This is a genomic window from Massilia scottii (genome assembly GCF_030846495.1).
GTDB lineage: Bacteria > Pseudomonadota > Gammaproteobacteria > Burkholderiales > Burkholderiaceae_D > Telluria_A > Telluria_A violaceinigra.
In genome coordinates, this window is sequence record NZ_JAVCWM010000037.1 from 45289 (window position 1) to 58789 (window position 13501).

11 protein-coding genes are annotated in these 13501 nt (G+C 63.9%); 7 read left to right on the forward strand and 4 right to left on the reverse strand.

The window, feature by feature from the left end; all coding sequences use genetic code 11:
• Positions 1-95 precede the first annotated feature (95 nt).
• Entirely contained in the window at positions 96-569 is a 474-nt protein-coding gene (locus tag RBA41_RS30785; RefSeq protein WP_306628160.1) for a hypothetical protein, read from the reverse strand.
• A 30-nt stretch (positions 570-599) separates the two neighbouring features.
• Positions 600-2189: a hypothetical protein gene (locus RBA41_RS30790; RefSeq protein WP_306628161.1), complete on the reverse strand. Its 1590-nt coding sequence runs from the start codon at positions 2187-2189 to the stop codon at positions 600-602.
• A gap of 377 nt (positions 2190-2566) precedes the next feature.
• Here RBA41_RS30790 and RBA41_RS30795 point away from each other — a divergent pair, with 377 nt between their 5' ends.
• The 5 genes from RBA41_RS30795 (at position 2567) to RBA41_RS30815 (ending at position 7858) form a co-directional block, all read left to right on the forward strand.
• Positions 2567-2893 (forward strand): hypothetical protein, encoded by a 327-nt coding sequence (locus RBA41_RS30795; RefSeq protein WP_306628162.1) that lies wholly within the window; start codon positions 2567-2569, stop codon positions 2891-2893.
• A 99-nt stretch (positions 2894-2992) separates the two neighbouring features.
• Positions 2993-4231: a kynureninase gene (gene kynU, locus RBA41_RS30800; RefSeq protein ID WP_306628163.1), complete on the forward strand. Its 1239-nt coding sequence runs from the start codon at positions 2993-2995 to the stop codon at positions 4229-4231.
• A 9-nt stretch (positions 4232-4240) separates the two neighbouring features.
• Entirely contained in the window at positions 4241-5083 is an 843-nt protein-coding gene (gene kynA / locus RBA41_RS30805) for a tryptophan 2,3-dioxygenase (RefSeq protein ID WP_306628164.1), read from the forward strand.
• A gap of 259 nt (positions 5084-5342) precedes the next feature.
• Positions 5343-7151 carry a carbohydrate-binding protein gene (locus RBA41_RS30810; protein WP_306628165.1) on the forward strand — a complete coding sequence of 603 codons (1809 nt, stop codon included), beginning with the start codon at positions 5343-5345 and terminating at the stop codon, positions 7149-7151.
• 161 nt (positions 7152-7312) lie between these two features.
• Entirely contained in the window at positions 7313-7858 is a 546-nt protein-coding gene (locus RBA41_RS30815; RefSeq protein ID WP_306628166.1) for an RBBP9/YdeN family alpha/beta hydrolase, read from the forward strand.
• 96 nt (positions 7859-7954) lie between these two features.
• Here RBA41_RS30815 and htpG read toward each other — a convergent pair whose 3' ends face one another.
• Complete coding sequence (gene htpG, locus RBA41_RS30820) at positions 7955-9874, reverse strand: molecular chaperone HtpG (RefSeq protein WP_306628167.1); 1920 nt, start codon at positions 9872-9874, stop codon at positions 7955-7957.
• A gap of 78 nt (positions 9875-9952) precedes the next feature.
• Positions 9953-11398, reverse strand: coding sequence for an aminotransferase-like domain-containing protein (locus tag RBA41_RS30825; RefSeq protein WP_306628168.1), 1446 nt, complete (start codon positions 11396-11398; stop codon positions 9953-9955).
• Positions 11399-11509: 111 nt separating this feature from the next.
• Between RBA41_RS30825 and RBA41_RS30830 the strand changes: the two genes are divergently transcribed.
• Both RBA41_RS30830 and RBA41_RS30835 read left to right on the forward strand, forming a co-directional pair.
• Positions 11510-12478, forward strand: a complete 969-nt coding sequence (locus tag RBA41_RS30830; protein ID WP_306628169.1) for a threonine dehydratase — start codon at positions 11510-11512, stop codon at positions 12476-12478.
• A gap of 51 nt (positions 12479-12529) precedes the next feature.
• Entirely contained in the window at positions 12530-13408 is an 879-nt protein-coding gene (locus RBA41_RS30835; protein WP_306628174.1) for a DMT family transporter, read from the forward strand.
• Positions 13409-13501 lie beyond the last annotated feature (93 nt).

Genomic DNA, 13501 nt, shown 5'->3' on the forward strand with positions numbered 1-13501 from the left:
TCCTTTTTGATAGTTGCTAAGTCATTGGGTGGGAGGGTGAAAGATCAGGCAAGACCGCAGCGCTCGTAAACAGCGCGTGTCTTGCCGGAATGTTGCTATTTGGTTTGCGCTGGCAGGATGGCAATCCGCCGGCCTCGCCCGTCGACCGAAATGGTCGGCGCCGTGCTATCGGCGCTGGATCTGGCAGCCTGGCCGTTTTGCACGGTGAACGACGAAATCGTCGTACGTCGTTTGCCGTCAAACTGACCATCGACCTGCACCGCCAGATTGCTCGTGCCCGCTCCTGGCTTGTAGTTGACAAGCAGCGTCATCACCTGGCCAGCGGCGAACGTCCCGCCGATGACGGGTGACCTGGTTCCAATCACGGTCAGGCCATCCACGCCGTAGACCCGGACATTGACCTGCTGCGCAGCCGACTCGAAGGCGATCTTCAGCGTGGCTTGTTGCGCTTGCACCATTCCGACGATTTCTACGGGCGCCTGTGGCTTGGCCTGGACGGCCGCGGCCGTGAATGAGGTGATCAGTCCGACGGCGAGCGCCGCCGCCAGCGTTGAAATTTTCACTTGCATGATGGCATCCTTAGGTAGGCGGGGAACGCTTTAGCGAACCGCTTTGGTTTTTCGATTGACAATCGCGGCCTTGCGCGCGATATCACCGCTTGCGATGCGAACCGACGCGCTGTATGGGCCGTTCGATTTGGTAACGAAGCCTTGGACCGTGAGGACGTACGCCTTGTTCGCCTCGGCAAAGAACGAGAGTTGCTCGGTTCCGGTGGTGTCATTGTCGGCAACGGCGATCTTCTTGCCGTCTTCGAGCAGCGTGAGCCCGATGTCTCTGCTTGAGGTCCCGCTGACCTGGATCGGACCTGCGGCAGGGCTGGTGAACCTGATGTAGCGGTTCGCTCCAAGCCGGTTGATGTTGTCCACTTCGGCCAGGAACGTCAGGGTCAGGCTATCGCCGTCCACCGTCATCTGCCGGAAGACCGGCAGGTTCGCCGCGTTGTAGCCGCTGTGGGTCTCGCCGGTCCCGAACGCGTCTTGAATGGGGTCGATACGCGACTGCGAAGTCAGGCTGTCGATGGCCGCAATCGTGGAGGCCGAGGTGCCGGGGACTGCTTTCAAGGCGCTGATGAACGAAAAAATGGAAGTCACAGCCGGGGTACTCTTCTGCCCCCCCGTCATGATGTCGTAGATCGGTCCCAGTCCAAGCGCCACGTCGTCAAACGACTCATTCGCCGGGTCGAAGAGGTCATACAGCACGGATTGCACCGACGCTTCGGAGAACCAACCCGGCTTCGGATCGTTGGAGTCGTTGCTTTCCATGTCGATGACGAGCGTAGTTTGGGCCTGGCCGGCTCCTCCGGTATCCCTGTATTTCGCGTCCGGAAAAAGGATTATCGCACTCAGCGCATTTCCCCACCCTTCGCCAAAGGCAAGCCGTGGATCGATGATGTCGCCAGCGCCGTGAGTGCCACCGATGCTGTCCGAGCGACCCATCTTATCTTCAAAGTAATGACCCCATTCATGCACCATGACATGGGCATCGTATTCGTCGGTATCCACATCCGCCTTGCCGAGGATGAAGATTCCACCCGAGCCACTGTTGTAGTGCGACGTGTTGATCTGGCCCAAAGCAATATCGCCAACTTCCGGGCGATTGTTGACGCTCCAGTTAATTGGCAGCAAAGGAAAATTCACCTGGGGTCGCACCGCCGTGAAAGCGCGTGCCGTCGCGTAGAGCGTGTCGAGGCTGGCAAACGGTGCAGCCGCACGCGCGCCCGTGTAGGACGACCCTCCCCAGCCGCTGCCTGCGTTCAGGTCCTTGACGGTGACCGCTGCGGTCGTCGTAATTGCGGGAGACTCCAGCGTGTACAAGGCGTTGCCGTTGGTGTTGTCCTGAACCCGCAATGGCGGATTGGTCGTCTCGGCGAACGCCCGGACCCGGACCCGCGTTACCAGATCGGGAACCGGGAAGCTGTAGCTACCGTCTTCCCCTGAGGTGGTGGCCGCGAGTTCCCTGTTCGTGCCGCCCTCTTTGCTGTATTCGACCAGCACCACCCGCACGTTGCGAATGGGCTTGTGCACAAGCGCGCTGTAGTTAAGGCCGTCCTCCAGCGTCGACGGTACCCGGTCATATGTCAGCTTTCCGTACAACACCTTGCCCTTGGTGTCGGCTTTGGCGTCGTTCACAGCCAAACCTAAAACGCCGAACAAACAGAGTGCCCCGACGCCAACGAGCCGAGCCAGGCGGCTCGTCTCAAGCTGGCGAAGGCCATATCCAAATGTGCCCCGAACACGCATGAAGATCTCTCCTATAGGTCAATCACCAAAAAAACCATGGCACCCGCTGTTGCCTTGGTCACGTTTCGTCGCCCAGGGCTGTACTGGCCGCAGCAAGCGCGGGGCTCATACCGCGCTGCGGCAGATTTGCCTGTTAACAATATCTCATTGTTAACAAATATTTAAATATTTTTAACACTTGTCAGATGCTGACGCCGCCTCTTGCTATTCGTTGGACAAAAACAACAAGCAGCGAATTGCTGTTACCTGCCATACCAATACCGCCCATGCGCCTGCTGGACTACATCCACTGGCTGCTTGGCGTCAGCTCCGGCGGCAAGGCCGCACCAGGGGATATCCTGATGGCCGAGGTGATCGACATACTGGCCACCAGGCTGCGCACACCGCTGCAGGTCCAACGTCAGCGTCCGGCCATTCTTGCAATTACCCATATCTTTCCGAGGCCAGGTCGAAGCCGAACTGCCTGTCTGCCAATCGGCGCATCCCTCGCCACTCCAGAGCGCCGATGGCGTTCAAGATCAATGCCACGCAGCAAATCCTTCATAGTCTTTTTTACTAGCATTTCTTATATGTTAATTTTGTTTTTAAGTTAATTTTCCTGCATGGCCCGCTGACAAGACGCGGCGAATTCTTGCTACACTCCCGCATTGGCTCAAATTAGATGAAGCCTAAAGTATTTCTTAAGGTGAACGATGAACCGTAACGACTGCCTTGCCCTCGACGCCGGCGATGCCCTCGCCCCCCTGCGCCAGCAATTCGACTTGCCCGACGGCGTGATCTACCTCGACGGCAACTCGCTGGGCGCCCGTCCGCGCACGGCGCTCGCCCGCGCGCAAGACGTGATCGCGCGCGAATGGGGCCAGGACTTGATCCGCAGCTGGAACACGGCCGGCTGGTTCGACCTGCCCAAGCGCCTCGGCGACCGCCTGGCCCCGCTGATCGGCGCGCGCGCCGGTGAAGTCGTTGTCAACGACACCACTTCGCTCAACCTGTTCAAGGCGCTGGCCTCGGCCCTGCACATGCAGTCCGGCGCGCCCGGGCGCAAAGTCATCGTCACCGAACGCGGCAATTTCCCCACCGACCTGTACATGGCCCAGGGCCTGACCAGCTGGCTCGACCGCGGCTACCAGCTGCGGCTGGTCGACTCGGTCGAAGAGCTGCCCGCCGCCATTGGCGCCGACTGCGCCGTCGTCATGCTCACCCACGTCAACTACCGCACCGGCTACCAGCACGACATGGCCGCCATGAGCCGCCACGCGCACCAGCAAGGTGCCCTGATCCTGTGGGACCTGGCCCATTCGGCCGGCGCCGTACCTGTCGACCTGCAGCGCGACGGCGCCGACCTCGCCGTCGGCTGCACCTACAAGTACCTCAACGGCGGCCCGGGCGCTCCGGCCTTTATCTGGGTGCCGGAACGCCACCAGGGGGCCTTTACCCAGCCGCTGTCGGGCTGGTGGGGCCACGCCAACCCGTTCGCCATGGCGCCCGAATTCGAGCCCACCGCCGGCATCGGGCGCGCCCTGTGCGGCACCCAGCCGATCGTCTCGCTGACCCTGGTCGAATGCGGGCTGGAAGTGTTCGAGCAGACCGACATGCACGCCATCCGCGCCAAGTCGCTGGCCCTGACCGATGCGTTCATCGACCTGGTGGAGACGCGCTGCGCCAGCCATCCGCTCGGTCTTGCCACCCCGCGCGAGCATGCGCGGCGCGGCAGCCAGGTCAGCTTCACCCACCCGCACGGCTACGCGGTGATGCAAGCGCTGATCGCGCGCGGCGTCATCGGCGACTACCGCGAGCCGGCCATCATGCGCTTCGGCTTCACGCCGCTGTACACCAGCTTCGCCGACGTATGGGATGCGGTCGAGATCCTGCGCCAGATCCTCGACGACCGAGCCTACGATATTGCCGCCAGCCGCGGCGCCGTTACCTGAAAGCGAATCATGTCCGATGAAGCAAAATGCCCGGCCCAATGGCACGGCGCCAAGATGGATTTCAGCGAAGCGATGAGCTACGGCGATTACCTGGGACTCGACCAGATCCTCAACGCCCAGCATCCGCGCTCGCCCAATCACAATGAAATGCTGTTCATCGTGCAGCACCAGACCAGCGAACTGTGGCTCAAGCTGATGCTGCACGAGCTGCAGGCCGTGCGCGTGAACCTGCGCGCCGGCGAACTGGCGCCCGCCTTCAAGATGCTGGCGCGGGTGGCGCGCATCATGGACCAGCTGGTGCACGCCTGGGACGTGCTGGCCACCATGACGCCGCCCGAGTACACCGCCATCCGCCCATTCCTGGGCGCGTCGTCGGGCTTTCAGTCGCACCAGTACCGCGAACTCGAATTCCTGCTCGGGAACAAGAACGCGGCCCTGCTGGGCGTCCACGAAACGGCGCAGGCGGCCCACGCGGTGCTCGAGCGCGAGCTGCGCGCGCCGTCGGTGTACGACGAAGCGGTGATGCTGCTCGCGCGCAGCGGCTTCGCCATCGCGCCCGAACGCCTCAACGCCGACTGGACCCTGCCTACCGCCGCCGACGAATCGGTCAAGGCGGCCTGGCTGGCCGTGTACCAGGAACCGTCGCGGCACTGGGCCTTGTACGAACTGGCCGAGAAGCTGGTCGACATGGAGACGGCATTCCGCTACTGGCGTTTCCGCCATGTGACGACGGTCGAGCGCATCATCGGTTTTAAAACCGGCACCGGCGGCACGGCCGGCGTGAGCTACCTGCGCAAGATGCTTGACGTGGTGCTGTTCCCGGAGCTGTTCGCGCTGCGCACGGCGCTGTAAGCGGTTCAAGAGGCGCTTCCCGGCTGCACTTGCCGTAAGTCAGTGTTTCTTCCACGACGCAGAGCGGGAACGTTTCCATTGACTTCGCCGGCACGCTGATGTCCAATGCTTCACAGTCACCTGAAAACGATTTCGCCTATAACATCAGGGACTGCCGCGGCGCCGCGCGCGCCGAATGAAGCATCGAGATGGCACCAAGCCCGATCCCGCCCTGGCCGTCGCCCCTCGCTCACGAACATCCACTCAGGAGACAATAGCGATGAGCATGACCCTCAGCAAGACAGCAGCATCCCGTCCGACTTTGCGCACCACCCTCATCGCCCTGGCGCTGTCGCTGTGCGCCGGCGCCGCGCTGGCCGACGTGCCGGCCCTCACGGTCAGCGGCAACCAGGTGCTGGTCGGCGGCAAACCGGGCAGCATCAGCGGCAGCAGCATGTACTGGTCCAACACCGGCTGGCCCGGGGAGCGCTTCTACAACGCCGGCGCGGTCGGCTGGCTCAAGGACGACTGGAAGGCCAAACTGGTACGCGCCGCCATGGGCGTGGAAGACCAAGGGGGCTACATCCAGTTCCCGGCCGCGAACAAGGCGCGCGTGAAGGCCGTGGTCGATGCCGCCATCGCCAAGGACATGTACGTCATCATCGACTGGCACTCGCACTACGCCTTCCGCCACCAGAACGAAGCGATCGCCTTTTTCCAGGAGATGGCGCGCACCTACGGCCACAACAAGCACGTCATCTACGAGATCTACAACGAACCGAAGGACGACGTGACCTGGGACGCCAACGTCAAGCCGTACGCGCAGGCCGTGATTGCGGCGATCCGCGCGATCGACCCGGACAACCTGATCATCGTCGGCTCGCCGCACTGGTCGCAGGATGCCGACATCGCCTCGCGCAATCCGATCACGGGCCACAGCAACATCGCCTACACCCTGCACTTCTACGCCGGCACCCATGGACAATTCCTGCGCGACAAGGCCGCCACCGCCATGAACAACGGCCTGGCCCTGTTCGTGACCGAGTGGGGTTCGGTCAACGCCGACGGCAATGGTGGCGTCAACTACCCCGAAACCAATGCCTGGATCGACTTCATGAAGAAGCACAACATCAGCAACGCCAACTGGGCGCTCGACGATGCCAGGGAGGGTTCGGCCAGCCTGGTGCCGGGCGCCAGCGCCACCGGCGGCTGGGCCAACTGGGACCTGACCGAATCGGGCAAGCAGGCCCGCGAAACCGTGCGCAACTGGCCGTCCAGCGCGGACACCGGCTGCACGACGGCCACGGTGCCGGCCACCATCCAGGCCGAAGCGTACTGCCAGATGAGCGGCGTGCAGCTTGAATCGACCGGCGACGCGGGCGGCGGCCAGAACGTCGGCTACATCGACAGCGGCGACTGGATGAACTACACGGTCGACGTGCCATCGGCAGGCCTGTACACGGTGTCCTACCGCGTGGCCAGCGCCAATGGCGGCGGCAACATCAGCCTGGAACGGGCCGGCGGCAGCCCGGTATTCGGCACCAAGGCGGTGCCCTCGACCGGCGGCTGGCAGACCTGGAGCACCATTTCGCACGACGTGCAGCTCCCGGCCGGCAAGCAGTCGATCGGCATCGCGGCCAAGGCTGGCGGCTTTAACCTGAACTGGATCAGCATCGCCGCGGCCGGATCGGGCGGGCAGATCGCGCTGATCCAGGCCGAGGACCACGCGAGCATGAGCGGCGTGGAGTCGGAGCAGACCAGCGACGCCGGCGGCGGCAGGAACGCCAGCCATATCGACAGCGGCGACTGGATGTCGTACACCAACGCACCGGTGCTCATTCCCGAAAGCGGCGCCTACACCATCGAATTCCGGGTCGCCAGCCCGGGCGGAGGCGAACTGAGTTTCGAGGAAGCCGGCGGCAAGCCGACCTACGCCACAGTGGCCATTCCCGCCACCGGCGGCTGGCAGAACTGGGCCTCGGTCAACAAGACCGTGACCTTGGCAGCCGGCAGCCATGCATTCGGCATCTACGCGAAACAGGGCGGCTGGAACCTGAACTGGATCAAGGTGAGCAAGGGCGCGCGCTAAGCTGGCCCATGCCGTCGATGCTTGCGGCGGCCAGGCACGCCGCCGCAAGCGTACGGCCGCTGCATGCGCGATGCCCGGGCGGCATGGGTGGCCGCGTGCGCAGCTGGCCCCCGCCTTTAGTCGTACAATCGACGTAATCAAACGACTGACGCGGAGGGGTAATGGATTGCGACGTACTGACTTTGGCGGGGATCTGGAACTCGGGCCCGTCGCACTGGCAAACGCACTGGGAGCACCGCAACCCGGCATGGAAGCGCGTCGCGCACCGCGACTGGAATAATCCCGATCGCCAGGAATGGGTGGACGAGCTGGATGCGGCGATTGCCATGAGCGAAGGTCCGCCGATCCTGGTGGCGCACAGTTTGTCGTGCGCTCTGGTGGCGCATTGGGCGCGTTCGGAGTCGGTGCTGAGCATCGGCGGCGCGTTCCTGGTGGCGCCGGCCGACGCGGAAAGCGCGTCGTTTCCATCCGAGGCGGTGGGGTTTGCGCCGATGCAGCTGCAAAAGCTGCCGTTTCCGAGCATTGTGGTGGCCAGCACCAACGATCCTTACGTGTCGATCGAACGCGCACGCGCGTTTGCCCAGGCGTGGGGCAGCCGCTTCGTCGAGATTGGCGACGCGGGGCATATCAATGGGGATAGCGGGTATGGGGACTGGCCGGAGGGGGAGAAGCTGCTGGGGGAGTTGTGCAGGCAGGTGTCGGGATAGGCACCAATTTCAACTAATATCACGTTGACTTTCAGACCGTCATTCCCGCCTGCGCGGGAATGACGGATCTTATGACGGTGGTGCTAAATAAGAGCGTTACTTCGCCCCAGCCAGCAGCATCTCATTCAAGCGCTTCACAAACGTCGCCGGGTCGCTCAGCGAACCGCCTTCGGCCAGCAAAGCCTGATCGAACAGAATGTGTGCCCAGTCGCCGAACTGGGTACTCGCTGCGTCTTCGTTCTTCAAACGCGTCACCAGCGGATGGTTCGGGTTGATCTCCAGGATCGGCTTCGATTCCGGTGCACTCTGCCCCGCCGCCTTCAGCATGCGCAGCAGATTGCCCGACAGTTCGTTCTCGTCGGCCACCAGGCAGGCTGGCGAATCGGTCAGGCGGAACGTCACGCGCACATCCTTGGCCTTCTCGCCCAGCGCCGCCTTCATGCGCTCGACCAGTTCCTTGTACGAGGTCTCGGTCTCTTCGTGTTCCTTCTTCTCGGCTTCGTCTTCCAGCCCGCCCAGATCCAGACCACCCTTGGCCACCGACACCAGCTCCTTGCCTTCGAACTCGGTCAGGAACGACAGCATCCATTCATCGACGCGGTCCGTCATCAACAGCACTTCCACGCCCTTCTTGCGGAAGATTTCGAGGTGCGGGCTGTTCCTGGCCGCGGTGTAGCTGTCGCCAGCCACGTAGTAAATCTTTTCCTGGCCTTCCTTCATGCGCCCGATGTAGTCGGCCAGCGAGGCATTCTGGTCGGCGTTGTCGTTGGCCGTGGAAGCGAAGCGCAGCAGCTTGGCGATGCGGTCCTTGTTGCCGGCGTCCTCGCCGATGCCTTCCTTGAGCACCTGGCCGAATTCGGTCCAGAAGGTCGTGTACTTGTCCTTCTTTTCCTGCTCGTCGGCGTTGGCCAGTTCTTCCAGCATGCCCAGCACGCGCTTGGTCGAGCCTTCGCGGATCACCTTCACGTCGCGCGACTCCTGCAGGATCTCGCGCGACACGTTCAGCGGCAGGTCGTTCGAATCGATCACGCCCTTGATGAAGCGCAGGTAGGCCGGCATCAGCTGCTCGGCATCGTCCATGATGAACACCCGCTTGACGTACAGCTTGATGCCGCCGCGCTTGTTGCGGTCCCACAGGTCGAACGGGGCGTGGCTCGGCACGTACAGCAGCTGCGTGTACTCGCTGCGGCCCTCGACCCGGTTATGGGTGTGGGTCAGCGGAGCCTGGAAGTCGTGCGAGACGTGCTTGTAGAATTCCTCGTACTGCTCGGGCGTGATGTCGCTCTTGTTGCGGGCCCACAGCGCGCTGGCCTGGTTGACCGTCTCGACTTCGTCCTTGAGCACCGTCTCGCTTTTCTCGGCGTCCCACTCGTCCTTTTGCATCACGATCGGCAGCGAAATATGGTCCGAGTACTTGCGGATGATCGATTTCAGCTTCCAGCTCGACAGCAACTCGTCCTCGCCTTCGCGCAGGTGCAGGATGATATCGGTGCCGCGCGCCGTTTTCTCGATCGCTTCGACGCTGTAATCGCCCTCGCCCGCCGACTCCCAGCGCACGCCCTCGGATGCGTCGGCGCCGGCGCGGCGGGTTTCGACCGTGATCTTGTCGGCGACGATGAAGCCCGAGTAAAAGCCCACGCCGAACTGGCCGATCAGGGCCGCGTCGGCCTGCTGGTCGCCGGAGAGCTTACCGAAAAATTCCTTGGTGCCCGACTTGGCGATGGTGCCCAGGTGCGAAATGACTTCGTCGCGGCTCATGCCGATGCCGTTGTCGGAGATGGTGACCGTGCGCGCTTCCTTGTTGAAGGCGACGCGGATTTTCAGTTCGTGGTCGTTGCCGTACAAAGCGTCGTTATTGATCGCCTCGAAGCGCAGCTTGTCGGCCGCGTCGGACGCGTTCGAAATGAGCTCGCGCAGGAATATCTCCTTGTTCGAATACAGGGAGTGGATCATCAGTTGCAGCAACTGTTTTACTTCTGCTTGAAAACCAAGGGTTTCTTTTTCGGCAACAGCCATTTTTAGTCCTCGTGTAAGACGGGTTGAACGGATTGGAGAGAAATGGGGGTGTTCCGGGCGATTTCAAGGCCCGCGAGCTCAGCGCCGCAGTTCCCTCGCCAGGAACTCCCACACGCCAGGTTCCTGCGAGGTCGACACGTTCATGCGCATCCGGGTCGAGGGCAGCTGGCTGGGCGAAAACAGGGCGCCGGGCGCCAGCAGCAAGCCTTCGGCCATGGCGCGTTCGGCCAGGGCGATGGTATCGATGCCGGTGTCGGCCCAGACGAACATGCCGGCCGGCGGCGCCACGTCGACACTCAAGCCCACCTTGTCCATCTGGCGCACGGTGCGCGCGCGGACCTGGTCGAGCCGGCCGCGCAGGCGGTCCACATGCTTGCGGTACAGGCCCTCCGAGAGCACCTTGTATACCACCCGTTCGCCGATGTCGCTGGTGGTGAGCGTGGCCAGCATCTTGCGGTCGCACAGGCGCTGGGCCCACTCGGGAGACGTGGCGATGAAGCCGACCCGCAGGTTGGCCGCCAGCGACTTGGAAAAGCCGCCCAGGTAGATCACCCGATGCAGCTGGTCGAGCGCCGCCATGCGCGTGGCCGGCTGCACCGCGCTGCCCGGATGCAGGTCGCAATAGATATCGTCTTCGACGATGGTGAAGCCGTGTTCCTCGGCGATGCGCAGCACCTGGAACGCCTTGGCCGCCGACAGCGAGGTGGAGGTGGGATTGTGCAGCACCGAATTGATCACGTACAGCTTGGGCTTGTGCAGCGCCGCCATGGCGGCCAGTTGCGCGATGTCGGGACCGTCGGCCAGGCGGGCAATGCCGACGACCTTCAGACCCATCGCCGCGAACGCGCCGAACATCAGGAACCAGGCCGGATCGTCCACGAAAATGGTGTCGCCAGGGCGGGTGAACTCGCGCGCCACGAGGTCCAGCGCCTGGGTCACGCCGACGGTGGTGACGATCTGCTCGGGCGCGGCGTCGATTTCCAGTTCGGCCAATTTCAGCTGGAGCTGCTGGCGCAGCGGCAGGAAGCCCTGCGGCGCACCGTAGTTGACCAGCAGCGCCGCGCTCTGGCGGCTCACGGCACGCAGCGCGTTGGCGATCATCGGGCCATCGAGCCATTCGGACGGCAGCACGCCGGAACCGGGCACGCGCTGCGATGGCGCCGGGCGGAACATGTTCCGGATCAGCCAGACCACGTCGAGCGGCTTGGCTTCCAGCGCTGCCGGCGGCGCGTCGGGCATGGACCGTTCGCCGGCGTTCAGGGGCGAGCGCTCGCGTACGAAAAAACCGGCGCCGCGGCGCGACTCCACATAGCCCTTGGCCACCAGCTTGTCGTAGCTGGCCACCACCGTGAAGCACGACACCCCGTGGGTGGCGGCGAACTGGCGGATCGACGGCATGCGCGCGCCGCTGCGCAGCAGCTTGTCGTCGATGCGGTTTGACACCGAGCGCACGATCTGGTCGATCAGCGTTTCGCCCGAGCCGCGCGTGAGCAGGCCGATGGCGGGATTGCTTGTATTGGTCATGGCACCGTCACAGTATGCGTAATTATATGGTTAAGTGTATTGGTACTGTACTGGTTTTCTCGTCTAGGATACACCTATCGACCTTCCGCTTCCACCCTTTGAAAGAGCGCCATGTACCTGCCTTCCCTCGCCGAACTTGATGCCGCCGCCGCCCTGGTCTACCGCGCCATGCCGCCCACGCCGCAGTATTCGTGGCCGCTGTTGAACGAGGCGGTCGGCACCGGCGTCTGGGTCAAGCACGAGAACCACACGCCGCTCGGCACCTTCAAGGCGCGCGGCGCGGTGGTCTACCTCGACGCGCTGGTGCGCCGCGCGCCCGAGGTGCGCGCCATCATCGCCCCGACCCGCGGCAACCATGGCCAGGCGATTGCCTTCAGCGGCGCGCGCCTGGGGCTGCAGGTGACGGTGGTGGTCCCGCACGGGAACAGCGTCGAAAAGAACGCCTGCATGCGCGGCCTCGGTGCGCGGGTCATCGAACATGGCGACGACTTCCAGGCAAGCCGCGAGCATGCGCTGGCTCTGATGCGCGAAGAAGGGCTGCACATGGTGCCGTCGTATCACGAGGATCTGGTGGCGGGCGTGGCCAGCGGCTGGCTCGAACTGTTCCGCGCCCAGCCCGACCTGGACCTGGTGCTGGTACCGATCGGCCAGGGCTCGGGCATCTGCGGCGCGATTGCGGCGCGCCACGCGCTGGGCGTCAAGACGCGCATTATCGGCGTCGTGTCGAGCCATGCGCCGGCGTACCAGCTCTCGTTCCGGGCCGGGCGCAGCATCGAGGCGGCGGTCAGCACCGTGGTGGCCGACGGGCTGGCGTGCCGCGTGGCCGATGCCGCTTCGCTGGTGGCCGTGCTCGAATGCGCCGACGACGTGCTGGCCGTGACCGACGACGAAGTGGCGCGCGCCATGCGCCTGTACTACCGCTGCACCCACAACCTGGCCGAAGGCGCGGGTGCGGCGGCGCTGGCGGCGGCCATGCAGATCAAGGACAGCGCCCTGATCCGTGGCAAGAAAATCGGCCTGCCGTTGACTGGGGGCAACGTCGACGCCGAGCTGTTCCGCCACATATTGCAAGGGCCTTGAAGCATGACGACGATCGTGACAAATGCGTTGACGGGTGCGGCGCGGCCCGGGATGTCCGACGAGAGTGCCGGCATGCTGCTGGGGCTGGTCGGAGTCGCCATGTTCAGCCTGACCTTGCCGTTCACGCGGATGGCGGTGGCCGGGCTGGAGCCGGTGTTTGTCGCGCTGGGGCGGGCGCTGGTGGCGGCGCTGCTCGCTGGCATCTGGCTGGTGTGGAAGCGCGCGCCGCTGCCGCCGAGGTCGGCGCTGTGGCCGCTGGCGATGGTCTCGCTCGGCTGCGTGATCGGCTTTCCGTGGCTGACCTCGATTGCCTTGCGCAGCCTGCCGGCCTCGCACGGCGCGGTGCTGGTCGGCATATTGCCGCTGGCCACAGCGCTCGTCTCCGCGCTGCGCGGCAACGAAAAACCCTCGCTGGGTTTCTGGCTGACCGCGCTGACGGGCTCGGCTATCGTAATCGGCTTCGCCCTGCGCCAGAGCGGCGGCAGCTTTCATCAGGCCGACCTGCTGATGTTCGGCGCCGTGGCGGCGGCGGCGGTGGGCTACGCCGAAGGCGGAAAGTTATCGCGGAGCATGGGCGGGCAACAAGTGATCAGCTGGGCGCTGGTGCTGTCGGTGCCGCTGGTGCTGCCGCTGGTGGTTTGGCTGGCCTGGCCCCAAGTGGACCGGATGGCCGAAGCTGGGGCGCGGGCGTGGATTGGCTTTGCGTATGTGTCCGTGTTCTCGATGTTCATCGGCTTTTTCTTCTGGTACCGCGGCATGGCGCGGGGCGGCATCGCCCGGGTGGGGCAAGTGCAACTGCTGCAACCATTCATGACCCTGGCGGGCGCGTGGATGCTGCTGGGCGAGCCGCTGGAAGCGGCCAATATCGGCTTCGCGCTCGCGGTGATCGCCGTGGTCGCCATCGGCCGCCGCATGCAAATCAAACGCTAACACCGCCAACCGGGGTCAGAGCTCCAACTCGCAACTTTTTTGTTGCCTAACCGGGGTCAGACCTCCGAATCGAAACTTTTTTGTTGCCTAATT